Raw genomic sequence first — 25,405 nt, 5'->3', positions numbered from 1 at the left:
TTCAATTGCGCACAACCCGTCCGCGTTCGCCGCCGCATCGGCGCGTGACGCGTTTTACAGCTTGCCGAAGGTGTCGCGCAACCACTCGATGAAAACCCTCACCTCGGGCCGCGTGCGGACCTGCGGTTCATAGACGACGTAGTAAGCATGCGGCGGCGTTTTCAGCTCAATGTCCTTGAACAGATGGACGATCTCGCCGCTGGCCAGCAGGTCCTGCACGAAGTGCTTACGCGTCAGGCCGACGCCATGTCCGTGCCGCACCGCTTCAAGCAGCAAGCCAAGATCATCCAGGCGCAAGCCATTTGATGGTTCCGGCCAGTCCAGCCCCGCCACTTCGAACCATGGCTGCCAAGGCTCCAGCGCGGAGCGCAGCAAGGTCACCTTTTTCAGGTCGGCGGGTGTGTCGAGTCCACCTGCTTTTGCGAGGTAGGCCGGACTCGTGACCGCGAACGTCGGTTCTTCAAAAAGCTTTTCAGTGACCGTATCGAAGTACTTGCCCGCGCCGAAGCGAATTTCAACATCGCTTTCCGACAGGCTGAGGTCGTACAAGGGAACGGAGAGAAACAGTTCAAGCACGATCTCGGGATGGAGCGCCGCGAACTCCGAGAGCCGAGGCACCAGCAGGCAGCGTGCGAAAGTGGGGGTTACGGTGACCTTGATCCGCGGTTGCGCCGGTGCTGTGCGATGCGGCAATGGAAAATCGCTCAGTGTGCGCAAGGCTGCCTTCACCACATCAAGATACCGCCGGCCGAACTCGGACAGGCTGACCGCCCTGCCGTCGCGCAGGAACAGGCGCTCGCCGACAAACTCTTCCAGCAGCCGGATCCGGTGCGACAAGGCCGAGGGCGTGATGCAGAGTTCCTCCGCAGCAAGAGCAAAGGAACCATGTCGGGCGGCAGCCTCGAAAGCGGACAAAGCATGAACCGGAGGAAGGCGTTGGGCCATATGGGCAATTAAGTTGATGTTCGGGACCGGAGCGCACCAGCGATACTGCACGCCCTGCCTGTCGTGCACGACGTTACCAGGGCGGTGTGCAGCCTCACAGCTTCAGCCTTACCACTGAATGATCTTGCCGGGATTCAGGATATTTTTGGGGTCAAAGGCATGTTTGAGGATGCGCATGCTTTCGATGGCTTCTTCACCGTGTTCCTGCACCAGGAAATCCATCTTGTGCATTCCCACGCCATGTTCGCCGGTACAGGTGCCATCCATGGAAATGGCGCGGGCCACCATGCGGGCATTGACGCCTTCCGCCTTGGCGACATCAGCCGCATCATTCGGATCGACCATCATCAGCACATGGAAATTGCCGTCACCCACATGGCCGATGATGGAATAGATCATATCGTTCTTTTCGCAATCGGCCTTGGTGTCGAGGATGCATTCCGCGAGGCGGGAAATCGGCACGCAGCAATCGGTCGAGATCGCCCGCCCGCCGGGACGCATCTGCAGCATCGCGAAATACGCATTGTGCCGGGCGGTCCACAGGCGGGTACGGTCTTCCGGCCGGGTTGCCCATTCAAAACCGATAGCGTTGTACTCGGCGGCAATTTCCTGGACCAGCTGCGCCTGTTCGGCAACGCCGTTTTCACTGCCGTGAAATTCGAACAGCAGCAACGGCTTTTCAGGCAGGCCAAGCTTGTCGTGTGCATTGATCGAACGCACGCTGTTTTCATCCAGAAATTCGACACGGGCGACCGGCACACCCATCTGTATCGTGCGGATCACCGAATTGACCGCTTCGGCGGTCGATGGAAATGAGCAGACGGCAGCAGACACTGCTTCCGGTTGCGGGTAGATCCTGACCGTGACTTCGGTAATGATGCCCAGTGTGCCTTCGCTGCCGACAAAGATGCGGGTCAGGTCGTAACCGGCGGACGACTTCTTTGCACGCGTGCCGGTCTTGATGACGCGACCATCCGAGGTCACCACCGTGAGCGCCAGGGTGTTTTCACGCATGGTGCCGTAGCGCACGGCGTTGGTGCCTGACGCACGGGTTGCGGCCATACCGCCGAGCGAAGCATCGGCGCCTGGGTCAATCGGGAAAAACAAACCGGTATCGCGGATTTCCTGGTTGAGTTGCTTACGGGTCACACCTGCCTGGACGGTTACGGTCTGGTCTTCCGCATGCACGGCCAGCACCTGGTTCATCTGCGACAGGTCGATGGTGACACCACCGCGCAAGGCGAGGATGTGCCCCTCCAGCGAAGTACCGGTGCCGTAGGGAATGACGGGAACATCATGACTTGCGCAAAGTTTGACCGTCTGCGCCACTTCCTCGGTGGTTTGTGCGAATACCACCGCATCGGGCAGCATCGGATCATAGGACGACTCATCGCGGCCGTGGTGTTCCCGCATGGCTTGCGAGGTCGACAGGCGATCTTCGAAGATGGATTCGAGTGCGGCCAGCAATTCGGCCGGAAGCGGCCTCTTGAGTGACGAGGCGGTGGCGGGATGGTTCATGGATGTCTCCGTTTTTGCGGGCGTTTGCCTGATTTTACTCCCTTGCGCCTGCGTCAACATCGTCACTTGCGCGACTGCATGGCGATCGGTTTTACCGTATGCTGGATGTTTTCATTTAACTATCACCATCATGGGCAACCGACTCTCAAAAATCGCGACGCGTACTGGCGATAACGGCACCACCGGCCTGGGCGATGGCAGCCGTGTCGGCAAGGACAGCTTGCGTGTTCACGCCATGGGCGACGTCGATGAACTCAACTCCCACATCGGCCTGCTGCTGTGCGAAGAGCTGCCGCCGGCGCTGCGCGACGAGCTTGTCTCGATCCAGCATGATCTGTTCGATCTTGGCGGCGAGCTATGTATTCCCGGCTACACGCTGATCACCGACGTGCATGTGGCGCGGCTGGACACGTTGCTGGCGAAATACAATGCTGATTTGCCACCGCTGAAGGACTTCATCCTTCCGGCGGGTTCGCGTGGCGCGGCGCTTGCGCATGTTTGCCGCACGATATGCCGTCGTGCCGAGCGCGCGATTGTCAGTCTGGGGAATAGCGAAAAGATCAATGACAATCCGCGCCAGTATATGAACCGGTTGTCGGATTTGATGTTTGTGTTGTCGCGCGTGTTGAATCGGTTCGCGGGGGGGAGCGATGTGTTGTGGGAGAAGGAGAGGAAGCGGGATGTTTGAAATGTGTGGTCTGTGAAGGGGTTGGCTGACGCTTGATCATTCCACGCGCTTCGTTGAGGTCGTCTGGTGTTTGATACGCACAACTCCCTTCTTTGAGTTCGTCAGCTGCTTGACACGCACTACCCCATCCTAGCCTTCCCCCTGCAAGGGGGAAGGGACCGGGCGGTGCAGGCGCGAAGGTAGGAGCACTTGACTCACGTCGTGCATAGAGGCTGTGGTGGTTGTTCCCCTGTGCCGACGCCAAAAGAGTGCGTGTCAAAACGGATAAAGAAGCGAAACCTGTCTGAGCCGTAGGCGAGTTTGTTTCGCTTCCCGTTTTGGCGCGAACTCTTTTGGGAACCCGAAGGGCGGCGAACCGGGGTCGCCTTTCTTGGCTTACTTTCTTTGGCGAAGCAAAGAAAGTAAGTGGCCCGCCGGGGCCAGTCCCGGCTAGCATCAACGGAGAGCTAACAGTTGGGAATCACCGAAGAAAAACAGCGGTACTAAAAAGCAAAACCACCCCTCAGTTATTCACCACCAACCTCGGTTCCCCCTTCCCAAACCTCTTCCGCACAGAAGCCACAATCCCCTTGGCATCCAACCCACACATCCCCAGCAACACCCCCGCATCCCCATGATCAATAAACCGATCAGGCAACCCGAGATGCAATACCGGCTTCACAATCCCCGCCTCCGCCAGCGCCTCGGCAACAGCCGACCCGGCACCACCCATCACAGCACCTTCCTCGACAGTTACGAACGCCGCATGCGTCTGTGCCAGCTCTTTCACCAGTTCCACATCCAGCGGCTTGATAAACCGCATATTCACCACAGTCGCATCGAGTTCCTCGCCTGCGGCAAGCGAAGGCGCAACCATCGTACCGAAGGCAAGAATCGCAATCTCCTTACCTTCACGACGAACTTCCCCCTTACCCAATGGCAGCGTGACGAGCGACTTGTCGATCGCCGCACCAATACCGGACCCACGCGGATATCGCACCGCAGCCGGCCCCTTATATTCGTACGCGGTCGACAGCATCTGCCGGCACTCATTCTCGTCCGACGCTGCCATCACCACCATATTCGGAATACAGCGCAGATAGGCAATATCGTAATTACCCGCGTGCGTTGCACCATCAGCGCCGACTAATCCGGCACGATCAAGCGCAAACGTCACATCCAGGTTTTGCAAGGCAACGTCATGGATGAGCTGGTCATATCCGCGCTGCAGGAAAGTCGAATAAATCGCGACTACAGGCTTCAGACCTTCACAGGCAAGGCCACCCGCAAACGTCACCGCATGCTGTTCAGCGATCCCAACGTCATAGTAACGATCAGGATAGCGCTGCTCGAACTGCACCAGACCTGACCCTTCGCGCATTGCCGGAGTAATGCCGATCAGGCGCGAATCCTTTTCCGCCATGTCGCACAGCCAATCACCGAATACCTGCGTATAGGTCACCTTGCCGGCACCGCCCGGCTTGATGCCTTCGGCCGGATTGAACTTGCCCGGTCCGTGATACAGCACCGGATCAACCTCCGCCAGCTTGTAACCTTGGCCCTTGCGCGTCACGACGTGCAGGAATTGCGGTCCTTTCAGATTCCTCAGGTTCTGCAAAGTGGGTACCAGCGATTCAAGATCATGGCCGTCGATCGGACCGATATAGTTGAAGCCGAATTCTTCGAACATCGTGGCCGGGACCACCATGCCCTTCGCATGCTCTTCCAGGCGTTTGGCCAGTTCCAGCATGGGAGCGGGCAGCACGGTCTTGCCGACGTTTTTCGCCGCCGCATAAAACTTGCCGGACATCAGGCGCGCCAGATAACGATTGAGTGCGCCGACCGGCGGCGAGATCGACATATCGTTGTCGTTGAGGATCACCAGCAGGTTGACATCGTCGTAGACACCGGCATTGTTGAGCGCTTCGAATGCCATGCCGGCCGTCATCGCCCCATCGCCGATCACGGCGATCGCATGACGGTTTTCGCCCTTGGTCTTTGCCGCCAACGCCATCCCGAGCGCCGCCGAAATCGAGGTCGACGAATGCGCGGTGCCGAAGGTGTCGTATTCGCTTTCGTCACGGCGCGGAAAGCCGGAAATGCCGTTGAACTGCCGCAGCGTAGTCATGCGGTCGCGTCGTCCGGTCAGTATCTTGTGCGGATAGGTCTGGTGGCCGACATCCCAGACGATGCGGTCTTCCGGCGTGTTGAAGACATAATGCAAGGCAATCGTGAGTTCGACCGTGCCGAGATTGGAGGACAGATGTCCGCCGGTCTGCGATACCGAATCGAGCACGAAGGCGCGCAGTTCATCCGCGAGTGGCTTGAGCTGGTTACGCGATAGTTTTCGCAGGTCGGCCGGACCGTCGATTTTCTTGAGCAAGTTCATCCTAGGCTTTCCGTTGCACGATCAGGTCTGCGATCTCACGCAGCCGACGCGCTTTTTCTCCGAACGGCATGAGCGCATGATGCGCGTCATTCCGCAATTTTTCCGCCAGGGTCTTCGATTCTTCGAGGCCGAGGATCGATACATATGTTGGCTTGTTATCCGCGGCATCCTTGCCGGCGGTTTTGCCCAGTGTCGCCGAGTCAGCGGTTGCATCCAGCACGTCGTCGACCACCTGGAATGCCAGTCCGATTGCCGCAGAGTACGCATCCAGCGCCGCCATCTCCGCAGCGGACAGCGCCTTCCCGGCGAGACCGCCCAGCAGTACCGAAGCACGCAGCAACGCGCCGGTCTTGAGCTGGTGCATGCGCTCGAGTTCGCCGAGCGACAGCGCCAAGCCAACACTGGCAAGGTCGATTGCCTGTCCGCCGCACATACCCGCAGAGCCGGATGCCTGTGCCAGCAGAGCCAGCATTGACACCCTTCGTGCAGCGCTGTTGTTCTGCTCCTCGATACCTTCCGCCAGCACGATGAACGCCTGCGACTGCAGGGCATCCCCTACCAACAGGGCAGTCGCCTCGTCATATTTCACGTGCACGGTGGGCTTGCCGCGCCGCAATGCATCGTCATCCATGCATGGCATGTCGTCATGCACCAGCGAATATGCGTGAATCATTTCCACCGCTGCGGCGGCGCGCTGCAATGTCTTCGTATCGGCGTCAAACAGGTCGCCAGCGGCAAACACCAGCAGCGGCCGTATGCGCTTGCCACCATCCAGCACCGCATAACGCATTGCCTCGTGCAGCCGGTTCGGCACCGTGGCGGGAGATGGGAGGAAGGCAGCAAGGGCATCTTCCATCATCGACTGGACATGCTTCATCCAGTCGCTAAAATTTGCGGATGCCGCTGTCATTCATCCGTCCCGGAAAGTTGGCCGCCATCACCGTCGCTGGCGAAGGGCTTGAGCATCTCGCCTTCCAGCACCTTGACCTGGCTATCCACCTTATCGAGCTGACCGGCGCAGAACTTCACCAGTTCGGATCCGCGCTTATAAGCTGCGACAGACGCTTCCAGAGGCAGTTCACCAGCTTCCATTTGTGCAACAAGCTGTTCCAGCTCGGCCATGGCATCCTCAAAAGAAGCAGGTTGCTCGGAAGGCGCTGATTTTTTAGACATAGTGGACAATTTTGAAGTGTAGCCCGATATTTTAGAACAAACCATCTGATGCAGTTGGATTGCGGCAATCGGAAATGTCGCATTTACCTCGTCGAAAAGGCCGTTTTTGTGACTTAGATCAACACCAGATAGATGTTTGGCAACTTTACATCGGCCTGGAAGTCCTAATCTAATGGGGAATGGTGTAAAAAGCCCTTTGCGCCATATTCATACGTGGTAACCTCTGATCAGCATGCGACTCCATCCTTTTATCCCCCTCCCTCGCGACGGACCGACAACAGTCAGTAAAGCAACACTCTGAGGTATAATCCTCGGTTCTGTCCAAAATTTCCGTTTCATCTTATTTGATACTGGTTTTTGCGGATTCTTTCTCTCTTAGGTTGGTGCAAATTAATTTGGGGGTGGGGATGTCCGATCTGGCTAATGTCGCCAATCTGGCGCGATCCAACGCGCAACTTCCGGTCAACGTCTACTTCGACGACACACTGTTACAGCAGGAAATCAAGCAGCTTTTCCAGGGTGGCCCGCGTTATGCCGGTCACGAGCTGCAGGTGCCAAACGTTGGCGATTACGCCACGCTGGCATGGGAAAACGAAGGCCGCATGCTGGTGCGTAACCAGCATGGCATTGAATTGCTGTCCAATGTCTGCCGCCATCGTCAGGCAAAAATGTTCGATGGCCGTGGTAACGCAAACAATATAGTCTGTCCGCTGCATCGTTGGACTTACGATCTCAAGGGTGACCTCATCGGCGCGCCGCATTTCGGCGAAACGCCGTGCCTGAACCTGTCGCGCACGCCACTGCAGAACTGGAACGGCCTGCTGTTCGAGCAAAACGGTGTCGATGTCGGCAAGATCATGTCCAGACTGGGTGTGGCGAAGGATCTCGACTTCAGCGGTTACATGCTGGACCATGTCGAGGTGCATGACTGCGACTACAACTGGAAAACCTTTATCGAGGTCTATCTCGAGGATTACCATGTCGAGCCATTTCATCCTGGCCTTGGCAGCTTCGTCGCCTGTGATGACCTGCGCTGGGAATTCGGCGAACACTACAGCGTACAAACTGTAGGCGTCAATCATGCGCTCGCCAAGTTCGGCACACCGAAGTACAAGAAGTGGCAGGAACAAGTGCTCAAGTTCCGCAATGGCGAACCGCCTCCGTATGGGGCGATCTGGCTGACGCTGTATCCGAACATCATGGTCGAGTGGTACCCGCACGTGCTGGTGGTCTCGACCGTCTGGCCGGACGGCCCGCAAAAAACGCGGAACGTCGTCGAGTTCTATTATCCCGAGGAAATCGTGCTGTTCGAGCGTGATTTCATCGCGGCCGAACGCGACGCCTATATGGAAACCTGCATTGAAGATGACGAGATCGGCATGCGCATGGACGCCGGACGCCGCATCCTGATGCAGCGCGGCACCAGCGAAGTCGGACCTTACCAGTCCCCGATGGAAGACGGGATGCAGCACTTCCATGAGTGGTATCGCAGTCGTATTGCGCTGTAAATTTACGCGGCAATCTCGTGCCGAAATTTGCGGTGGCCGCAGGGCGGATGATGCATGCATCATCCGCCCTGCTCTACTGCATCCCTTCACTTTGTCCTGGCGATAGACTGGCCTGTGCGCCCGCACAGATGCGCGTATCATCGAGGTCTTCCAAAAGCCCGTAGAAACCTCACGGTATCGACTCTCCTATGCAATCACTCTGGATGCTGTTTGCCAGCTTCGCGTTTTCCCTCATGGGGGTCTGCGTCAAGCTGGCGTCTTCCGTCTATTCTGTTTCTGAAATCGTCATGTACCGCGGAATTGTCGGGGTACTATTCCTTGGCGGCCTGATCGCCGTGCGCGGCGGCACCTTTCGCACTTCGCTGCCATGGCATCATCTCTGGCGCGGGATCGTTGGCGTCACGGCGTTGTCGATGTGGTTCTGGTCCATCGGTCGCCTGCCGCTCTCAACCGGCATGACACTCAATTACATGTCCCCGATCTGGATCGCCGCCATCCTGTTTGTCGTCGGATGGTGGCGTGGACAAAGCCGTTTCGAATGGGGTCTGACTGCAGCCATTCTGCTCAGCTTCATCGGTGTCACCATGTTGTTACGCCCGGCGTTCAGCGCCGATCAATGGCTGGCCGGACTGGTCGGCCTTGGTTCCGGCTTCATTTCCTCGCTCGCCTATTTACAGGTGCGCCAGCTTGGTCAGCTTGGCGAACCGGAATATCGTGTCGTGTTTTATTTTTCGCTGATCGGATTGCTAAGCGGTATTGCTGGCGTCGTACTCAATACGATGAACGGCCATCCTGCGGTGTGGCAGGCGCACGACATCAAGGGCGTGCTGCTGCTGCTCGCGATCGGTGTGTCCGCCACCCTCGCGCAAATGGCAATGACACGCGCCTACCGACTGGGCAAGACCTTGGTTACGGCCAATCTGCAATACACCGGCATTGTATTTTCGACTGCATGGGGCATTTTGATCTGGGACGATGCTCTGAGCTGGCTCGGCTGGAGCGGGATCGCCATCATTCTTTTTAGCGGCCTTGCCGCGACCTATTACAATACGCGCAACAGTGCTGCGCCGGCCAAGGCCAGCGTCACGCAAGCCAATGACCCGATAGCTACTGAAGTGTAGAGGAGATGTTCATGCCGTACACCACACTGATTTCCGCCCAGGACCTTGCCCGGCACCACCAGGACCCGGCCTGGGTGATCATTGATTGCCGACACGACTTGACCAATCCCGACGCCGGTGCTGACGCCTATGCCAGCGGCCATATACCGGGCGCGCGCTTCGCCAACATCGATACCGACCTCTCCGACAAAAGCCCTGGCCCGCATGGCGAGTTCCGTGGACGGCATCCGCTGCCGCAGCCGACCGCCTTTGTTGAAACACTGCGCCGCTGGGGTGTCAATCACAGTTCACAGGTCATTGCCTACGATGCACACGGCGGCATGTTTGCGGCGCGCCTGTGGTGGATGTTGCGCTGGGTCGGCCATGAAGCAGTGGCTGTCCTCGATGGCGGACTCGCCGCATGGCAGGCGCTTGGGTTACCGCTGTCCACCGACGCCGTTGCGCCGGCACGCGGCAATGTCGAGCCACATTATCCGATCGTCACGACAGTCAATGTCGATGACGTCCTCGCCAACGTCAAGAACCCGGTCCGGACCATCATCGATGCGCGCGCACCCGACCGTTTCCGTGGCGAGAACGAGACGCTCGACCCGGTTGGCGGTCACATTCCTGGTGCAAAAAACCGCTTCTTCAAGGACAACCTGACGGCTGAAGGCCGCTTCAAGCCGTCGAATGAACTGCGCGAGGATTTCTCTGCGCTGGTCACCTCACCGGAAACCAGCATCGTGCAATGCGGCTCCGGCGTAACGGCTTGCCACAACCTGCTGGCAATGGAAATTGCCGGGCTGTCAGGCGCAGCTTTGTATCCGGGATCCTGGAGCGAATGGTGCGCCGACCCGGCGAGGCCGGTGGCAAAGGGCGCGTAAGCGCACTACCTGCGTTTTCTCCCCTTCAAGACGACCCGCGTAAGGGGAGGTTTAGCGTGGAATGGAGTTGGGATTAATGCCCATGACTTTGCCCTGTTAAAAACAGCACCACCCCCACTCCCACAGCAATCAGCACCACCTGCGGAATCGTTTCCCGCAACGTGGCCCTGCGCTGCATCTGTGGCATCAAATCACTCACCGCAATATAAATAAACCCTGAAGATGCAAACACCAGCACAAACGGCACCCAGTTAGTGGCCTGCTCCAGCGTGAAGTACCCCAGCACGCCTCCCACCACTGCCATCAGGCTGCACAACAAGTTGTACACGTAAGCCCGCGTGCGCGTGAATCCCGCATTCAGCAGCACGATGAAATCACCGATCTCCTGCGGAATTTCATGCGCAATAATCGCCACACCAGTAATCACGCCCAAGCTGGGATCAGCCAGAAACGCCGCCGCAATCAGGATGCCATCCGTGAAGTTGTGCAAGCCATCGCCAACCAGAATCATCCACCCCGCCTTGCCAGCTTCATGCGCATCGTGCCCATGTTCATGGCCGTGCCCATCGCCTTCATAGTGATGTGAATGCCGCAGAATCGCGAATTTTTCCAGTAGAAAGAAGCCCAGCAATCCGCCCAGTAAAGTCGCAAACAACGCATGCGTATCCGCATTGGACTCGAAGGCTTCGGGAAGTGCGTGCAACAGCGAAGTCGACAGCAGGATGCCGACCGACAGGCTGACCATGCGCTCGACCATTTTCGACAGGAGCGAAAACGAGAAGATCGCCGCAGCGGAAATGCTGATGACACCGGCAACCGTGGTGGCCAGCAGAATGGAAAGCAGTGCGGAGTCGATGATAAGCCTCGCCGAATATGCAACAAAGTTGCAAATTAAAGCACAGACAAGCTTTTTCGGCAAATGGGATCTTCAAATCCCGGGGGGCCTAAACAAAAAACCGACAATCCTCCGGCTTTTTGCGATTTAGCGATCTACCACCTGATGAGTACTACGCCACACCGTGTTCCTTGAACCAGGCGACACAACGCTGCCAGCCTTCCCTGGCATCCGCTTCCACATAGCTGGCCCGATAGTCTGCATGGAATGCATGTCCGGAATTAGGGAATACGACGAACTCGGATTTGCTACCGCCCTTGGCCAGTGCGGCCTTCATTTTTTCCACGGTATCGAGTGGAATGCCGGCGTCCTTGCCGCCATAGAGACCCAGGACAGGCGTCTTGAGGTTCGCGGCCACATCGACCGGATGAGTCGGTGTCATTTCGGTCTGCTCGCCGACGAGGCGGCCATACCAGGCAACGCCCGCCTTGACTTTGGGATTGTGGGCAGAATACAACCAGGTGATGCGGCCACCCCAGCAGAAACCGGTAATACCCAGCTTGTCGGTATTGCCGCCGTTTTCTTTTGCATAGGCGACTACCGCGTCAAGGTCATCCATCACCTGTTCATCCGGCACCTTGGAAATAATGTTCTTCTGCAGTTCGGGAATGCTCGTGTAGGCACGTGCATCGCCCTGACGGACAAACATCTCCGGTGCCAGCGCAAGGTAACCAAGTTTGGCGAAACGACGCGCGACATCGGCAATGTGCTCATGCACGCCGAAGATCTCGGAGATGACTAGCACCACCGGGAGATTGGTCTTGCCTTCCGGCTGCGCGCGATACACCGGCACTTTCTGGCCTTTGACCGTGATGGTGACTTCGCCGGCGGTAAGTCCCGTGGTATCGGTCTTGATCACGCTTTGCGCGGTAACCGGCATGACGGCGGCAGCGAAACCTGTACCGAGCGCCGTCTTGAGAAAACCACGGCGATTCACGCCGTCGGACAACGATGTTTTGGCAACCAGACTGTCGAAATCGTCCTTCAAATTCTGCATGCGAAACCCTCCGAGATGATTGACTTGGTTATTGTTGCCCGCCGCAACGCCGGGCTGTTGTTACCGCTCTGCATCGACCGTTCGATGTTAAAACACACCGAAGTCGACACATAATTACCGCAGCTACCGTTCGCTCAATGCGCCTCATCCCAGTTCTTGCCGACGCCGACTTCAGCGATCAGCGGCACTTTCAACTCGGCGACGCCGCGCATCAGTTCCGGCAGCTTTTCACGAATATACGACAATTCCGATTCGGGCACTTCGAGCACCAATTCATCGTGCACCTGCATGACCATCTTGGCTTGCAGCCGCTCGGCCTCGAGCCAGTCCTGCACGGCGATCATCGACAGCTTGATCAGGTCGGCCGCCGTACCCTGCATCGGTGCATTGATCGCCGCACGCTCGGCCGCCTGACGGCGCGGGCCGTTCGGCGAATTGATTTCAGCCAGCCACAACCGGCGCCCGAACACGGTTTCGACAAAGCCATGCGCCTTCGCCTGTGTGCGTGTCTCGGCCATGTACTGCGCGACACCCGGATAGCGCTGGAAGTACTTATCGATATACATCTGCGCGGCGGAACGTTCGATGCCCAGGTTACTCGCCAGACCGAAGGCACTCATCCCGTAGATCAGGCCGAAGTTGATGACCTTGGCATAGCGGCGCTGTTCGCTGGTCACCTCCGCCGGCGCGGCGCCGAAGATTTCCGCAGCCGTCGCACGGTGGATGTCTTCGCCTTCCGAGAAGGCGCGCAGCAAACTGGCGTCTCCCGAAATATGCGCCATGATCCGCAATTCGATTTGCGAGTAGTCAGCCGACACGATCACACTGTCCGGTGGAGCAATGAAGGCTTCCCGGATGCGCCGCCCCTCTGCGGTACGTATCGGAATGTTTTGCAGGTTGGGCTCGTTCGACGCAAGGCGTCCGGTGACCGCCACCGCTTGTGCATAATTGGTGTGCACGCGACCGGTGTTCGGGTCGACCATCTTCGGCAGTTTGTCGGTGTAGGTCGACTTGAGCTTGGACAGGCCGCGGTAGTCGAGCAGGATCTTTGGCAGCGGATAATTCTCTGCGAGTTTCTGCAAAACTTCTTCATCGGTCGATGGTGTTCCGGAAGGCGTCTTCTTCACTACCGGCAACTGCAATTTGTCGAAGAAGATTTCACCGATCTGTTTCGGCGAATTCAGGTTGAACGGCTGACCGGCCAGCTCATATGCCTGCCTTTCCATTTCCATCATGCGTGTGCCGAGTTCATGCGACTGACGTGCCAGCAGTTCGGTATCGATCAGCACACCGTTGCGTTCAATCTTCTGCAGCACGATTGAGGTTGGAACCTCGATCTTTTCGTAGACAAACCGCAGTCCGTCGTTTTGCGCGACATGCGGCCACATGGTGTTGTGCAACTGCAGCGTGATATCGGCGTCCTCCGCCGCATATTCGGTGGCACGCTCAATCTCGACCTGATCAAAGCAGATCTGCGATGCGCCCTTGCCGCAGACGTCCTCATAAGTGACGGTCTTGCGATTAAGGTGGCGCAACGCGAGGCTGTCCATATCATGGCTCTTGTGCGACTCGAATACATAGGACTCAAGCAGCGTGTCGTGCGCGATGCCGCGTACCGTGATTCCATAGTTGGCGAAGATATGCGCATCGTATTTCAGGTGCTGGCCGACCTTGGATTTGGACGCGTCTTCCAGCCACGGCTTGAGCATGCCAAGTACATAATCGCGCGACAGCTGCACCGGCGCATCCTGGTAACGGTGCGCCACCGGAATATAGGCAGCCACGCCAGGCTTGCAACACAGCGAGATGCCAACCAGCTGCGCCTGCATCGCATTGAGCGACGTCGTTTCGGTATCAACCGCGGTCAGTTCCGCGGCGTTGATGGCGTCAAGCCAGCGCGCGAGATGCTCCTCGGTAAGCACAGTTTCATAATCAGTAGTGGTCACCGCGGCCGTACTGTCGAACAAGCCACCCTGCATATTGTGCTGAGACTCCCCCTGCTGGCCCGGCGGCGCGGTCGGCTTGCCGCCCGCCGTGGGGTCGCCGGTGAGTTCGCGCAGCCAGGATTTGAATCCGTAACGCTTGAAGAACTCGATCATCGCATCGTTATCGACCGGCTTGGCGACTAGCGATTCCGGAATCGATATCATGTGCTTGGCCAGGTCGCAATCATGGCGGATTGTGATGAGCTTGCGGCCAGTGGGAAGCCATTCGAGCGCATTGCGCAGGTTTTCGCCGACCGCGCCACCGATGCTGGACGCCTGCGCAATGATTTCATCCAGCGACCCGTATTGGGTCAACCACTTGACCGCCGTCTTCGGGCCGACCTTGGCGACGCCCGGCACGTTGTCGACGGTATCGCCGATCAGGGTCAGGTAATCAATGATCCGCTCCGGCGGCACGCCGAACTTGGCGATGACGCCAGAGCGGTCAAGCTTTTCATTGGTCATCGTATTGATCAGTGTGACATGGTCATTCACCAACTGTGCCATGTCCTTGTCGCCGGTGGATATAACCGCTTCCAGCTCGTGCTCGACCGCCTGCGTGGCTAGTGTACCGATCACGTCATCGGCCTCCACGCCATCCACCATCAGAACCGGCCAGCCAAGTGCACGCACGGCTTCATGGATGGGTTCGATCTGCCGGGCGAGGTCTTCGGGCATCGAAGGGCGATGTGCCTTGTATTCCGGATACAAGTCGTCGCGGAAGGTCTTGCCTTTTGCGTCGAATACGCAGGCCATGTATCCTGCAGCGTAGTCGTTGCGCAGCTTGCGCAGCATGTTGATCATGCCGTAAATCGCGCCAGTCGGGGCACCCTCCGGATTACGCAAGTCAGGCATGGCATGAAAAGCACGGTATAGGTAACTGGAACCGTCCACTAACAACAGGGTTTTATTCATATGGTGTCAAAGGGAAAAAACGTGCCGCGCTTGCGGCAGATCGCCGACATCAGTCGCGCCACGGAAAAGAAGGCGCGCGAGTCGTGGCATATGCTCACGATTATGGCAGAGTTTATCGAGTCGACCGAGCGGCTCGCGGAGTTGCGTCCGGCGGTGTCCATCTTCGGGTCGGCACGCACCAAGCCCGACGACCCGTTTTATGAAAAGGCGGTCGATATTGCGCGCCGCCTGTCGGACGCCGGACTTGCCGTTATTTCAGGCGGTGGCCCGGGCATCATGGAGGCGGCCAACAAAGGCGGATACGAAGGCCAGTCGGCATCTGTCGGCCTCAATATCGAGTTGCCGCGCGAGCAGAAAGGCAATCAATGGCAAAACATTTCGATTAGTTTCCGGCATTTTTTTGCACGCAAAGTCGCCTTTGTAAAATATGCAGATGCCTACGTGGTACTGCCCGGCGGTTTCGGCACGCTGGACGAGCTGACAGAAGTGCTGACATTGATCCAGACCGGTACATCACGCCGTATTCCTGTCATCCTTGTTGGTACAACCTTCTGGAGAGGATTGCTGGACTGGTTCCGGACATCGCTTCTGGCCAACGGGATGATAGAAGCCAAAGACTTGGATCTTGTACAACTGATTGATGAACCGGCAAACATCGTTGATGCCATCTTTGCATTTTATGAAGCACGCGAAGACCTGCTTTCTGCATACAGCAAGGAGCCGGGCGCATATTTGTGAAATTCCATGCCGAACGGCAGGGTCTGGTTTGTTAGAATGTTGCACCACGGTTTGACTCTTTTCAGCATTGATGTCGGCCTGCTGTCGTTTTAATAACAAGATACCTTATGATGCGTACTCTCATGGCCATGGTCGTTACCGCAGCCGGCATTGCAGCCGCTGCCATGCCGTTGTCGACACTGGCCCAGCAATCCACCGGCAACGGTAATGGTAACGGTCCGGCACCACGGCCACCGCAATTACAACCGCTGGAAGAAGGCGAAGAACCGGCTGTGACCATTCGACCGCCCGACAATAAGGGCAAGATCGACGAAAAACGTGCCCCGGGAGGCCGGGTCACCGAAATCAAGGTCACCAGCGGCGGCAGCACGTATTACCTGAAACCTGATGTGGCCGCAGGCAGCGCCCTGCCCGGCGATGCACAGAACAGTGGCCTGCGCGCCGCACAATGGGAAGTACTGGAATTCGATCTCAGCCGCTCGAAGGACGCGAAAGAGGCGGACGCCGTACCAACCGAGGCCACCGATACCGCGGCTGTTCCGCCGCCCCCTGCGCCCAAATAAGCTTAACGCTCCCCTGGTTACCTGACACTTTTCTCTTTCGATTCCGCTCATGGCAGTTTTTACTCCGGTCAGCCTGGATGACCTTATAGACTGGATGCCCCAGTTCAATCTTGGAAAACCGCTCGCAATCAAGGGCATCGCTTCAGGTATTGAAAATTCCAACTTTTTCCTGACCACCGAGACCGGCGAATACGTCCTCACGATTTTCGAAAAGCTGACATTCGCGCAACTGCCGTTCTACCTGCACCTGATGCGGCATCTCGCCGAACGCGGCGTACTGGTGCCGGTACCCATCGCCAACCATCGGGGCGAGATCATTCATTCCCTCCATGGCAAGCCGGCTTCCATCGTCACCAAGCTGGAAGGCAGTTCGCAGATGTCGCCTGAGCCCGTACATTGTGCAGAGGTCGGTGCCATGCTGGCCAAGATGCATCTTGCGGGACAGGATTTCGGGATTCGCCAGCCCAACCTGCGGGCAATCGACTGGTGGCAGGCGACAACCCCGGTGGTGTTGCCCTATATTCCCGAAAGCCAGCAGCATCTGTTGCGCGCTGAAATGCATGCACAAGAAGCATTTGCGGCCTCCGAAATTTATCACCAGCTGCCCAAGGGTCCGGTACATGCGGACCTGTTCCGCAACAATGTCATGTTTGACGGCGAACGGTTGACCGGTTTCTTCGATTTCTATTTTGCCGGCTGCGACACCTGGCTTTTTGATGTCGCCGTCACGGTCAATGACTGGTGCATTGACCTGGAATCCGGCGCGCTCGACGAGCCGCGCGTACGCGCCCTGCTCGATGCTTACCATGTGGTGCGGCCGTTCAACGAGGCCGAGAGGCAGGGCTGGCAGCCGATGCTGCAAGCCGGCGCGCTGCGCTTCTGGCTGTCGCGACTGTACGATTTTTACATGCCACGCAAGGCCGAAATGCTGACACCGCACGATCCTGGGCATTTCGAGCGCATTCTGCGCCAGCGCATCGAACATCCAGTTCCTGTACTCTACTGAGCATGGAAAAATTGCCCGCAAACGCTGGTTGGCTATGGGTGAAACAGGGTTTTGCCTTGTTTCGCAAACAGCCGGCCGAAATGGCGACCCTGTTTCTCGCCTACATGTTCCTGATGCTGATCATTGGCATCGTGCCTTTGCTCGGCCAGATTCTGCCGATGGTGCTGGTGCCTGTTTTCTCGATGGCATTCATGCAGGCCTGTACCAATATCGAACAGGGCAAAAAGGTCTATCCCAACCTGTTGCTGACCGGCTTTCGCAAACCGGCGTTTGCATCGCTGCTGAAACTCGGGGTGCTGTACCTGGTGGCAGCGGTGGTGGCGGTCGCCGCATCGGCGCTGATCGATGGCGGCGTATTCTGGCAAGTGATGAGTAGCGACAAGGCACTGGATCGAGAAACCATCCGTAATTCCAACATGTCGCTGGGCATGATGTTTTCGGCAGCAGTCTACATTCCTGCCGCAATGGCGTTCTGGTATGCGGCGCCGCTGATTTTCTGGCAGAAAATGGGCGTGGGCAAAGCCGTGTTTTATAGTTTCTTCGCCGTCAAGCGTGCGGGCAGCGCCTTTCTTGTGTACGGATTGAGCTGGATGTTGATAGGCGTCTTGTTACCGGCACTCGTCAGCAGCCTGATTGCGATGCTGTTTGCAAAGTCGTTCGTTGTCATGCTGATCCTGCTGCCACTGTCCCTGATGCTGACAGTGGTCATGTACTGCTCGTTCTATCCTACCTATACGGCCGTTTTTGGGCGTCCGGATTCCACTACACCTGCGCGTCTGAGCTAAATCACTGCGGCCTGACTGCGCCCGGCATCGCCGGCACAGTCGGCCGAAAACGCTCTAAACAATGCCTTATCGCAACAAAATGACTATACTTGCCGGATAAGCCGCCCTGTCGGCGGCTGCCATGGGTTCTGTCCATAGGGGAGTACCGATGATCAAGAAAATCGGCATTCGTCAGCTGAAAGTTGGCATGTATGTCCACGACCTGAGCTGCCACTGGATGGATCATCCGTTTGTGCGCAACCAGCTGATGATCACGTCGGATGAAGAAATCCGGAAGGTCATCGATGCCGGTATACATGAGCTGTATATCGATACGTCCAAGGGTCTTGATGTACCGGATGCGCCAACCGCGGAAGAAACAAAGGCTACGCTGGAGCATGCGATGCTCGATTTTGCCAAGCGTCAGCCAGCGCCAGTGATACGGGTATCCGTTGCGGAAGAAATGGCGCGGGCGGTCCAGGTCAAGAATCAGGCGCACCAGCTGGTACGCACCGTCATGCATGATGCGCGCCTCGGCAAGGCGATCGAGCTTGATCAAGTTGAGCCCGTGGTACAGAACATCACCGAATCCATCCTGCGCAATCCCGGCGCACTGACCGGCCTGCTGCGCATCAAGAACAAGGACGATTACACTTTCCTGCATTCAGTCAGCGTATGCACGCTGCTGGTGGCGTTTTGCCGCTCGGCCGGGATGGACACCGAGCTGACCCGCCAGGCAGGACTGGGCGGACTGCTGCACGACACCGGCAAAGCGCTGGTACCGGATGAAGTGCTGAACAAGCCCGGTCGCCTGACGGATGAGGAGTTCGACGTCATTCGCAAGCATCCGAAAGACGGCTACGCGATCCTGCTGAAGACGCCGGGCGTCGGCGATATCCCGCTCGACATCACGCTGCATCACCACGAACGCATGGATGGCAGCGGCTATCCCGACAAGCTGCCGGGCGAGCAGATCAGCACGCTTGCGCAGATGGCGGCCATCGTCGATGTGTACGACGCGATCACTGCGGATCGTTGCTATCACAAGGGGATGTCGGCGGCAGAGGCGCTGCGCAAGATTTTTGAATGGAGCAAATTCCATTTCAACCCACAGCATGTGCAAAGCTTCATGCGCTGTGTCGGCATTTATCCGGTGGGGACACTGGTGCTGCTGGAATCGGGACGGCTCGGCGTGGTGACTGAACCGCATGAGACCAATCTGCTGGCGCCGAAGGTCAATGTCTTCTTCAGCACCAAGTCCAATACCTATATCAAGCCGATACAGGTCGATCTTTCCCGTCCGCTAGGTATGGGCGGTGGCGACAAGATCGTCAGCCATCAGTCGCCGGAGAAGTGGCGTGTGGATCCGATGAAGTTTTTCAGCCTCGCGGCGTAGCGGCGCTTGCTCGGTGTAGAAAGCTGGCGAAAGTTGTTGTAATTATTTTGCCGAGTTGGCCGTGCGGAAGTGAGGAATTCACGAACAGCGGGTGCTGATTCAACCGTCAAACCCCCACCCTACGCCGGGCGCCCCTAACCCTCCCCCTACGAGGGGGAGGGAATCGGACAAAGGATAGTTGGACGTGAATAGCGAATACATAGAAATAGATTTGGATTTAGAGTTCTGCCAATCCACTCCGACGTCTTACTCCCTCACCCGCTGACCCGCTCCAGCTTCGCGATATTCAGATCCAGCAGCTTCATGCCATGCTTGCCGAAGTTGATATGCGCGCGCGAATTGGTGCCGCCACCTTCGATATTGACGATCACGCCTTCACCGAACTTCTGATGCGACACGGTCTCGCCGATACGCCAGCCGATATCCTTGCGCACGAAGCTTTGTGCAATGACATTGACGCCACTTTCGGGCGCATCATCCCATGCCGATTTCTTTTGTCCGAACCAGTGATGCTGCAACTTGGGCGACAGCCATTTCAGCGAGTCTTCCGGCAGTTCGTCGAAGAAGCGCGACTTCATGTTGTAGCGGGTCTGGCCGTGCAGCATGCGCGTTTGCGAAAAGCTCATGTACAGCCGCTTCTTGGCACGGGTGATGGCGACATACATCAGGCGCCGCTCCTCTTCCAGCCCGCCCTCTTCCTGCGCGCTGTTCTCATGCGGGAACAAACCTTCTTCGAGACCGGTAATGAACACCGCATCGAATTCGAGTCCCTTTGCCGAGTGCACGGTCATCAGCTGCAGTGCATCCTGGCCAGCCTGCGCCTGGTTGTCGCCCGCTTCCAGCGAAGCATGCGACAGGAAGGCGGACAACGGCGACATCACGGTCGGCAATGGTGCATCGGCATCGATCACTTCATCGCCATTCGGTAGCGGCGTGCCGGCGGAAGCATCCGCCTTCGGGCCGAGGAAAGCCGGCGTATCAATGCCAAAACCCTCCTCCGACACAAACAACATCGCCGCACTGACCAGCTGCTCCAGGTTTTCGATCCGGTCCGCGCCTTCCTTCTCATTCTGATAATGCGGGATCAGGCCGCTCATGTCGAGCATGACCTTGACCATTTCCTGCAACGGCAAATTCTGCGTTTCGAAGCGCATCGCCTCGACCAGCTTGACGAACGAGCCCAGTGAAGAGCCCGCCTTGCCGGCCACATAAGGCACCGCTGCGTACAAGGAAATGCCGTACTGGCGCGATGCATCCTGCAATTGCTCAATCGACCGCGCACCGATGCCGCGTGTCGGAAAATTCACCACGCGCAGGAAAGCCGAATCATTGTGCGGATTGTCCATCAGCTGCAGATAGGCGATCGCATGCTTGATTTCAGCGCGCTCGAAGAAGCGCTGGCCGCCATATACGCGATAGGGAATCCCCGCCGTAAAGAGGGCGTGCTCGATCACGCGCGACTGCGCATTCGAGCGGTAGAGGATCGCAATTTCACTGCGCAAGGCGCCATCGGCGATCAGGCTCTTTGCTTCCTCGATAATCCATTGGGCTTCCTGGATATCGCTGCTCGCTTCGTAAATGCGCACCGGTTCGCCATGGCCGGCATCGGTACGCAGGTTCTTGCCGAGCCGCTTGCTGTTGTTGGCGATCAGCGTGTTCGCGGTATCGAGAATGTGGCCGTGCGAACGGTAATTCTGTTCCAGCTTGATCAGGTTCTGCACGCGGAATTCGCGTTCGAACGCGACCATGTTGCCGACGTTCGCACCACGGAATGCGTAAATGCTCTGATCATCGTCGCCAACCGCAAATACCGCATTGTTTTCACCGGCCATCAGCTTGAGCCAGTTGTATTGCAGGTTGTTGGTATCCTGGAATTCGTCGACGAGAATATGGCGGAAACGCGATTGATAATGTTCGCGCAGCGGCTGGTTACGACTGAGCAGTTCATAGCTGCGCAACAACAGTTCGGCGAAATCGACCACGCCTTCGCGCTGGCACTGGTTGTCATACGCATCATAGAGTTCGACGAAGCGACGATTGTATTCATCGTGCGCTTCCACATCCCGAGCACGCAAGCCCTGATCTTTGGCGCCGTTGATGAAGTACATCAGATTGCGTGGCGGGTATTTTTCGTCATCGACGTTCAATGCCTTCAACAGGCGCTTGATCATCGACAGCTGATCGGCCGAATCGAGGATCTGGAATGTCTGCGGCAGACCGGCATCGCGGTAATGTGCGCGCAGCAAGCGGTTACACAAACCGTGGAAGGTGCCGATCCACATGCCACGCGTGTTGATCGGCAACATCGCGGACAGGCGCGACATCATTTCCTTCGCTGCCTTGTTGGTAAACGTTACCGCAAGAATGCCTGCGGGAGAGACTTGCCCGGTTTGTATCAGCCATGCGATACGCGTGGTCAACACACGGGTTTTGCCGGACCCGGCGCCTGCAAGAATCAGTGCGGGCTGGGCTGGCAATGTCACTGCTGCAAGCTGTTCGGGATTGAGATTGTGGAGAAGATTCTGCATGCACAGATTATATCCGTGCAGCGAAATCCCCACCGCCAATATCTGGCATTCATTGCTGCGCTGCAATGACTTTACGCGGGTAGTGCAACGCAGAATGCTTAGAGAGGCGCCATGTGGTTAATCATGGTTAATTGGACAAGCCGGTGAACAAACTTGCAAATCCACGCGCTGCGCTTTCCGGATCTTCGACCATGTAGACACTGCTGATCACTGCCACCATATCGGCGCCCAGGGCGACCAGCGGTGCTGCGTTTTCCTGTGTCATGCCACCGATGACGACGCTGGGCAAGGGAATACTTTCCTTTGCCTGCGTCACGATGTCGGGCGGCGTCTTGAAATCGTATTTCTTGACGCGTGAGGGATAGAAACCGCCGAAGGCCACATAGCTTGCACCGGCTGCCTGGGCGTCATGCGCCAGTTGCAACGTACCGTAACACGATGCGCCGACGATCTTCGATGGGCCGATCGCCTTTCGCGCTTCCGCCACCGATGCATCGGTACCGCCTACGTGGATGCCATCGGCATCGAGTGCGAGGCACAGGTCAAGGTGGTCATTGATGATGAAAGGGCGTCCATATTCGCGGCATAGGCGTTGAAGTTCACTCGCCTGCTCGCGGCGTAATTCGGGGGACGCCGTCTTGTGCCGATACTGCACCAATGCCGCCCCTCCGCGCAGACCCGCTTCCGTTGTCTGCAGCAGTTTCTGCGTGTCGTCCCAATCGGGAGTGACCAGATATAAACCTTTCATGCCTTGTTCTCCAAAGTTGCGCCGCGGTCGGGAATACGTTGTCCGTCCGCGATTGCATACGCTGACATCAGCGCATGCTGACAATAGGCCTGCGCCGACTCGATTGCCTCCATCATCGGTTTGCCGCGCGCCAGCAAGCCGGCGACCGCCGATGCAAGCGTACAGCCGCTGCCGTGAAATCCCCCGTCCAGCCGCGGCCAGGTCCAGGTACGCTGGCCGCTATGCGAGTACCAGCCATTGACCACATCCGGGCCACTGCCATGGCCACCCTTGATCAGGACGTTCGGACACTGGAACAGCAGTTTGTCGACCTGCGCCTCCAGTCTCCTTTCGCCTGCACACAGTTTTTCCGCTTCGGGCAGATTGGGAGTCACGAGCGTTGCCATCGGCATCAGTATCGCCATCGATTGCACAGGATTGTCTTCCGACAAATGATCGCCATGGCCACTTGCGAGCACGGGGTCGAGCACCACCGGAAGATTGGGTTTACTGATTTTGAGTTGGCTCAGCGTGTCAGCAATCACTTCCGCATTGGCACGGTTGCCGACGATGCCGATCTTTACCGCAGCGATATCGATCTTGTTCATCAACGTCTGCGCCTGCTGCCGCACCAGATCGGCTGCCACCGGCTGTACCTGATACACACGATCGTTGTCCTGCACGGTCAGTGCGGTGATGACCGACAGTGGATGCGCCCCCATGGCGAAAATGGCCTGGATGTCCGCCTGGATGCCGGCGCCACCGCTGGGATCTGAGCCGGCAAAGACAAGAACGCTGGGCCGTGTCACGTCGCCCTGCCTTCCATCGGCGACGACGGCGACGCCGAGAAGCGCTTGGGAATACGTCCCGCGAGATATGCGTCGCGTCCGGCTTCCACCGCCAGTTTCATCGCGCGCGCCATACGAATCGGATCGCGGGCACCGGCAATCGCCGTGTTCATCAGCACGCCATCACAACCAAGCTCCATCGCAATTGCCGCATCGGAAGCGGTGCCGACACCGGCATCGACCAGTACCGGCACGTTGGACTGCTCGATGATCAGCGATAGATTCCACGGATTAAGGATGCCCATGCCGGAACCGATCAATGATGCCAGCGGCATCACGGCGACGCAGCCGATTTCTTCCAGCATCCTCGCCTGGATCGGGTCGTCGCTGCAGTAGACCATGACGTCGAAGCCATCCTTCACCAGGGTCTCGGCCGCCTTCAGGGTCTCCGGCATGTTCGGGAACAGCGTCTTTTCATCGCCCAGCACTTCAAGCTTGACCAGCTTGTGCCCGTCGAGCAGTTCGCGTGCAAGCTGCAGGGTGTAGACGGCATCTTTCGCGTTGTAGCAGCCGGCGGTGTTCGGCAGGATGGTGTAACGCGACGGTGGCACCACGTCGAGCAGGTTGGGCGCTTTCGGGTCTTGCCCGATATTGACGCGACGGATGGCGACCGTAATGATTTCCGCGCCGCTGGCTTCGGTCGCGGCGCGGGTTTCTTCGAGGTCGCGATATTTGCCGCTGCCTACCAGCAGGCGGGAGCGGTAGGTTTTGCCGGCGATGGTGAGGCCCTGGTCATCCGGACTATTGGTGTTCTGCTTGGTCATAAAATCTCCTCTTTTCACTCCGCTCAAGAAAAGTGTTACTCCCCTTGAAGGCTATTCATTACCCATAAATCGTTAAGACCTTGATGTTCCCTCCCTTTCAAGGGAAGGGTTAGGGTGGGGATGGGTTTAACGCATTCCAAATTACCTGCATCACCTCATCAGTTCGATACAACACTTCGTTATTCCAAAACCGCAGCACCGTATATCCAGCAAGCTTTAATTTCCTTGAACGCAGATCATCGTAGTCTTGGTTCTTCGCATGTTGTGAACCATCGACTTCTACAATCAACATTCGCTCGGGACAGACAAAATCGAGAATATAAGTCTCGAATGGGTGCTGCCGCCTAAACTTCACACCAAGCTGCTTCCCGCGAAGACGTTGCCATAAATGGCGCTCGGCGTCTGTCATGGATTTTCTTAACGCTCTTGATGCTGGCTTTGAGAATTCGTTGGTTTGGCCTTGCATAAATTATTCGTTGTCACTGATTGACGGAATGCAGGGATACGGTCTTGCATTGACAGCATCTCGCCACCCCATCCCCACCCTAGCCCTCCCCTTGAAAGGGAGGGAACGTTCTTTACACATCAACCGCCACCGATGGCCCGCACAATGTCCACGCGATCATTCGGACACAACGCCCGCTCAACCCATTGCTGTCGTGGCACGATTTCGCGATTGATTGCCACTGCCAGCGACTTGCCGACCAGGTCGAGCGAAGCGATCAATCCCTGTACGTTTTCATTGTCGGCGACCGCATGCGGCGCTCCGTTCAGTTCGATCTGCATGGCCTTACTGCTTGCGATAGATTTCCGCGCCGCTCTTGACGAACTCGACGGCCTTGACTTCCATGCCCTTCTTCAGCGCCTGTTCATCCGAAATGCCCTGGCTGGCCGCATAATCACGCACATCCTGGGTGATCTTCATCGAGCAGAAATGCGGGCCGCACATCGAGCAGAAATGCGCGACCTTGGCCGAATCCTTCGGCAGCGTCTCGTCGTGGAATTCCCGCGCCTTGTCCGGGTCGAGACCGATGTTGAACTGGTCTTCCCAGCGGAATTCGAAACGTGCTTTCGACAAGGCATTGTCGCGGA

At 57.5% G+C, this 25,405-nt stretch carries 24 protein-coding genes; 9 read left to right on the top strand and 15 right to left on the bottom strand.

Annotated features, from left to right (window positions below):
* Window positions 1-54 precede the first annotated feature (54 nt).
* Complete coding sequence (locus tag ACFQUU_RS22370; protein ID WP_382250377.1) at window positions 55-945, bottom strand: LysR substrate-binding domain-containing protein; 891 nt, start codon at window positions 943-945, stop codon at window positions 55-57.
* A gap of 108 nt (window positions 946-1,053) precedes the next feature.
* A complete protein-coding gene (locus tag ACFQUU_RS22365) occupies window positions 1,054-2,463 on the bottom strand; it encodes an FAD-binding oxidoreductase (RefSeq protein WP_382250334.1) in 1,410 nt (469 codons plus the stop codon).
* Between the two features lie 130 nt (window positions 2,464-2,593).
* Between ACFQUU_RS22365 and ACFQUU_RS22360 the strand changes: the two genes are divergently transcribed.
* Window positions 2,594-3,151 (top strand): cob(I)yrinic acid a,c-diamide adenosyltransferase, encoded by a 558-nt coding sequence (locus tag ACFQUU_RS22360; protein WP_382250376.1) that lies wholly within the window; start codon window positions 2,594-2,596, stop codon window positions 3,149-3,151.
* Between the two features lie 502 nt (window positions 3,152-3,653).
* Here the strand turns inward: ACFQUU_RS22360 and dxs are convergent.
* Genes dxs through ACFQUU_RS22345 form a run of 3 tightly spaced genes read right to left on the bottom strand, consistent with a single transcriptional unit; the run spans window position 3,654 to window position 6,692 of the window.
* Entirely contained in the window at window positions 3,654-5,519 is a 1,866-nt protein-coding gene (gene dxs, locus ACFQUU_RS22355; RefSeq protein ID WP_382250333.1) for a 1-deoxy-D-xylulose-5-phosphate synthase, read from the bottom strand.
* Window position 5,520: 1 nt separating this feature from the next.
* On the bottom strand, window positions 5,521-6,429 hold the full coding sequence (locus ACFQUU_RS22350) for a polyprenyl synthetase family protein (RefSeq protein WP_382250332.1): 909 nt from the start codon (window positions 6,427-6,429) through the stop codon (window positions 5,521-5,523).
* A complete protein-coding gene (locus tag ACFQUU_RS22345; RefSeq protein WP_382250331.1) occupies window positions 6,426-6,692 on the bottom strand; it encodes an exodeoxyribonuclease VII small subunit in 267 nt (88 codons plus the stop codon). Before ACFQUU_RS22345 ends, ACFQUU_RS22350 begins: the two co-directional genes overlap by 4 nt.
* A gap of 407 nt (window positions 6,693-7,099) precedes the next feature.
* On the opposite strand from ACFQUU_RS22345, the gene ACFQUU_RS22340 reads away from it, so the two are divergent.
* The 3 genes from ACFQUU_RS22340 (at window position 7,100) to ACFQUU_RS22330 (ending at window position 10,187) form a co-directional block, all read left to right on the top strand.
* Complete coding sequence (locus tag ACFQUU_RS22340) at window positions 7,100-8,200, top strand: aromatic ring-hydroxylating dioxygenase subunit alpha (protein WP_382250330.1); 1,101 nt, start codon at window positions 7,100-7,102, stop codon at window positions 8,198-8,200.
* A 188-nt stretch (window positions 8,201-8,388) separates the two neighbouring features.
* Window positions 8,389-9,321 (top strand): DMT family transporter, encoded by a 933-nt coding sequence (locus tag ACFQUU_RS22335; RefSeq protein WP_382250329.1) that lies wholly within the window; start codon window positions 8,389-8,391, stop codon window positions 9,319-9,321.
* Window positions 9,322-9,332: 11 nt separating this feature from the next.
* A complete protein-coding gene (locus ACFQUU_RS22330; RefSeq protein ID WP_382250328.1) occupies window positions 9,333-10,187 on the top strand; it encodes a sulfurtransferase in 855 nt (284 codons plus the stop codon).
* A gap of 73 nt (window positions 10,188-10,260) precedes the next feature.
* On the opposite strand, the gene ACFQUU_RS22325 is transcribed toward ACFQUU_RS22330, so the two are convergent.
* The 3 genes from ACFQUU_RS22325 to polA all read right to left on the bottom strand — a co-directional run bounded on the left by ACFQUU_RS22325 (window position 10,261) and on the right by polA (window position 14,979).
* Complete coding sequence (locus ACFQUU_RS22325; protein WP_382250375.1) at window positions 10,261-11,022, bottom strand: ZIP family metal transporter; 762 nt, start codon at window positions 11,020-11,022, stop codon at window positions 10,261-10,263.
* Window positions 11,023-11,194: 172 nt separating this feature from the next.
* Entirely contained in the window at window positions 11,195-12,079 is an 885-nt protein-coding gene (locus ACFQUU_RS22320) for a dienelactone hydrolase family protein (RefSeq protein ID WP_382250327.1), read from the bottom strand.
* A gap of 134 nt (window positions 12,080-12,213) precedes the next feature.
* Window positions 12,214-14,979: a DNA polymerase I gene (polA, locus tag ACFQUU_RS22315; protein ID WP_382250326.1), complete on the bottom strand. Its 2,766-nt coding sequence runs from the start codon at window positions 14,977-14,979 to the stop codon at window positions 12,214-12,216.
* Between polA and ACFQUU_RS22310 the strand changes: the two genes are divergently transcribed.
* The 5 genes from ACFQUU_RS22310 (at window position 14,980) to ACFQUU_RS22290 (ending at window position 19,446) form a co-directional block, all read left to right on the top strand.
* Entirely contained in the window at window positions 14,980-15,717 is a 738-nt protein-coding gene (locus ACFQUU_RS22310; RefSeq protein WP_382250325.1) for a TIGR00730 family Rossman fold protein, read from the top strand.
* 107 nt (window positions 15,718-15,824) lie between these two features.
* Complete coding sequence (locus ACFQUU_RS22305) at window positions 15,825-16,280, top strand: DUF2782 domain-containing protein (RefSeq protein WP_382250324.1); 456 nt, start codon at window positions 15,825-15,827, stop codon at window positions 16,278-16,280.
* 49 nt (window positions 16,281-16,329) lie between these two features.
* Complete coding sequence (locus ACFQUU_RS22300) at window positions 16,330-17,286, top strand: homoserine kinase (protein WP_382250323.1); 957 nt, start codon at window positions 16,330-16,332, stop codon at window positions 17,284-17,286.
* A 2-nt stretch (window positions 17,287-17,288) separates the two neighbouring features.
* A complete protein-coding gene (locus tag ACFQUU_RS22295; RefSeq protein WP_382250322.1) occupies window positions 17,289-18,071 on the top strand; it encodes a BPSS1780 family membrane protein in 783 nt (260 codons plus the stop codon).
* Window positions 18,072-18,219: 148 nt separating this feature from the next.
* A complete protein-coding gene (locus tag ACFQUU_RS22290; RefSeq protein WP_382250321.1) occupies window positions 18,220-19,446 on the top strand; it encodes an HD-GYP domain-containing protein in 1,227 nt (408 codons plus the stop codon).
* A 254-nt stretch (window positions 19,447-19,700) separates the two neighbouring features.
* On the opposite strand, the gene ACFQUU_RS22285 is transcribed toward ACFQUU_RS22290, so the two are convergent.
* The 7 genes from ACFQUU_RS22285 to ACFQUU_RS22255 all read right to left on the bottom strand — a co-directional run.
* Window positions 19,701-21,974 carry a UvrD-helicase domain-containing protein gene (locus ACFQUU_RS22285; RefSeq protein WP_382250320.1) on the bottom strand — a complete coding sequence of 758 codons (2,274 nt, stop codon included), beginning with the start codon at window positions 21,972-21,974 and terminating at the stop codon, window positions 19,701-19,703.
* Window positions 21,975-22,101: 127 nt separating this feature from the next.
* On the bottom strand, window positions 22,102-22,722 hold the full coding sequence (gene thiE / locus ACFQUU_RS22280) for a thiamine phosphate synthase (RefSeq protein ID WP_382250319.1): 621 nt from the start codon (window positions 22,720-22,722) through the stop codon (window positions 22,102-22,104).
* Window positions 22,719-23,510, bottom strand: a complete 792-nt coding sequence (locus tag ACFQUU_RS22275) for a hydroxymethylpyrimidine/phosphomethylpyrimidine kinase (protein WP_382250318.1) — start codon at window positions 23,508-23,510, stop codon at window positions 22,719-22,721. The genes thiE and ACFQUU_RS22275 overlap by 4 nt, the downstream gene beginning before the upstream one ends.
* Window positions 23,507-24,313 (bottom strand): thiazole synthase, encoded by an 807-nt coding sequence (locus ACFQUU_RS22270; RefSeq protein WP_382250317.1) that lies wholly within the window; start codon window positions 24,311-24,313, stop codon window positions 23,507-23,509. The genes ACFQUU_RS22275 and ACFQUU_RS22270 overlap by 4 nt, the downstream gene beginning before the upstream one ends.
* 109 nt (window positions 24,314-24,422) lie before the next feature.
* Window positions 24,423-24,779 carry an endonuclease domain-containing protein gene (locus tag ACFQUU_RS22265; protein ID WP_382250316.1) on the bottom strand — a complete coding sequence of 119 codons (357 nt, stop codon included), beginning with the start codon at window positions 24,777-24,779 and terminating at the stop codon, window positions 24,423-24,425.
* Window positions 24,780-24,898: 119 nt separating this feature from the next.
* Window positions 24,899-25,099 carry a sulfur carrier protein ThiS gene (gene thiS / locus ACFQUU_RS22260; RefSeq protein ID WP_382250315.1) on the bottom strand — a complete coding sequence of 67 codons (201 nt, stop codon included), beginning with the start codon at window positions 25,097-25,099 and terminating at the stop codon, window positions 24,899-24,901.
* A gap of 4 nt (window positions 25,100-25,103) precedes the next feature.
* Window positions 25,104-25,405: phosphomethylpyrimidine synthase ThiC (locus ACFQUU_RS22255; RefSeq protein WP_382250079.1), on the bottom strand; the 302-nt coding region annotated here is incomplete at its 5' end.

Origin of the sequence: Herbaspirillum sp. GCM10030257 (assembly GCF_042666555.1) — a bacterium.
In the GTDB taxonomy this organism is placed as follows: Bacteria; Pseudomonadota; Gammaproteobacteria; order Burkholderiales; family Burkholderiaceae_D; genus Noviherbaspirillum.
The sequence above is the reverse complement of the archived record's forward strand: the minus strand, read 5'-3'. Positions and strand labels throughout refer to the sequence as shown.

Coding starts and splice junctions, on each gene's coding strand:
- ACFQUU_RS22360 (WP_382250376.1), top strand. CDS start 2,594: ATGGGCAACCGACTCTCAAAAATCGCGACGCGTACTGGCGATAACGGC.
- ACFQUU_RS22320 (WP_382250327.1), bottom strand. CDS start 12,079: ATGCAGAATTTGAAGGACGATTTCGACAGTCTGGTTGCCAAAACATCG.
- ACFQUU_RS22350 (WP_382250332.1), bottom strand. CDS start 6,429: ATGACAGCGGCATCCGCAAATTTTAGCGACTGGATGAAGCATGTCCAG.
- thiE (WP_382250319.1), bottom strand. CDS start 22,722: ATGAAAGGTTTATATCTGGTCACTCCCGATTGGGACGACACGCAGAAA.
- ACFQUU_RS22335 (WP_382250329.1), top strand. CDS start 8,389: ATGCAATCACTCTGGATGCTGTTTGCCAGCTTCGCGTTTTCCCTCATG.
- ACFQUU_RS22265 (WP_382250316.1), bottom strand. CDS start 24,779: ATGCAAGGCCAAACCAACGAATTCTCAAAGCCAGCATCAAGAGCGTTA.
- polA (WP_382250326.1), bottom strand. CDS start 14,979: ATGAATAAAACCCTGTTGTTAGTGGACGGTTCCAGTTACCTATACCGT.
- ACFQUU_RS22290 (WP_382250321.1), top strand. CDS start 18,220: ATGATCAAGAAAATCGGCATTCGTCAGCTGAAAGTTGGCATGTATGTC.
- ACFQUU_RS22305 (WP_382250324.1), top strand. CDS start 15,825: ATGATGCGTACTCTCATGGCCATGGTCGTTACCGCAGCCGGCATTGCA.
- ACFQUU_RS22370 (WP_382250377.1), bottom strand. CDS start 945: ATGGCCCAACGCCTTCCTCCGGTTCATGCTTTGTCCGCTTTCGAGGCT.
- ACFQUU_RS22270 (WP_382250317.1), bottom strand. CDS start 24,313: ATGACCAAGCAGAACACCAATAGTCCGGATGACCAGGGCCTCACCATC.
- thiS (WP_382250315.1), bottom strand. CDS start 25,099: ATGCAGATCGAACTGAACGGAGCGCCGCATGCGGTCGCCGACAATGAA.
- dxs (WP_382250333.1), bottom strand. CDS start 5,519: ATGAACTTGCTCAAGAAAATCGACGGTCCGGCCGACCTGCGAAAACTA.
- ACFQUU_RS22295 (WP_382250322.1), top strand. CDS start 17,289: ATGGAAAAATTGCCCGCAAACGCTGGTTGGCTATGGGTGAAACAGGGT.
- ACFQUU_RS22345 (WP_382250331.1), bottom strand. CDS start 6,692: ATGTCTAAAAAATCAGCGCCTTCCGAGCAACCTGCTTCTTTTGAGGAT.
- ACFQUU_RS22330 (WP_382250328.1), top strand. CDS start 9,333: ATGCCGTACACCACACTGATTTCCGCCCAGGACCTTGCCCGGCACCAC.
- ACFQUU_RS22365 (WP_382250334.1), bottom strand. CDS start 2,463: ATGAACCATCCCGCCACCGCCTCGTCACTCAAGAGGCCGCTTCCGGCC.
- ACFQUU_RS22300 (WP_382250323.1), top strand. CDS start 16,330: ATGGCAGTTTTTACTCCGGTCAGCCTGGATGACCTTATAGACTGGATG.
- ACFQUU_RS22340 (WP_382250330.1), top strand. CDS start 7,100: ATGTCCGATCTGGCTAATGTCGCCAATCTGGCGCGATCCAACGCGCAA.
- ACFQUU_RS22285 (WP_382250320.1), bottom strand. CDS start 21,974: ATGCAGAATCTTCTCCACAATCTCAATCCCGAACAGCTTGCAGCAGTG.
- ACFQUU_RS22310 (WP_382250325.1), top strand. CDS start 14,980: ATGGTGTCAAAGGGAAAAAACGTGCCGCGCTTGCGGCAGATCGCCGAC.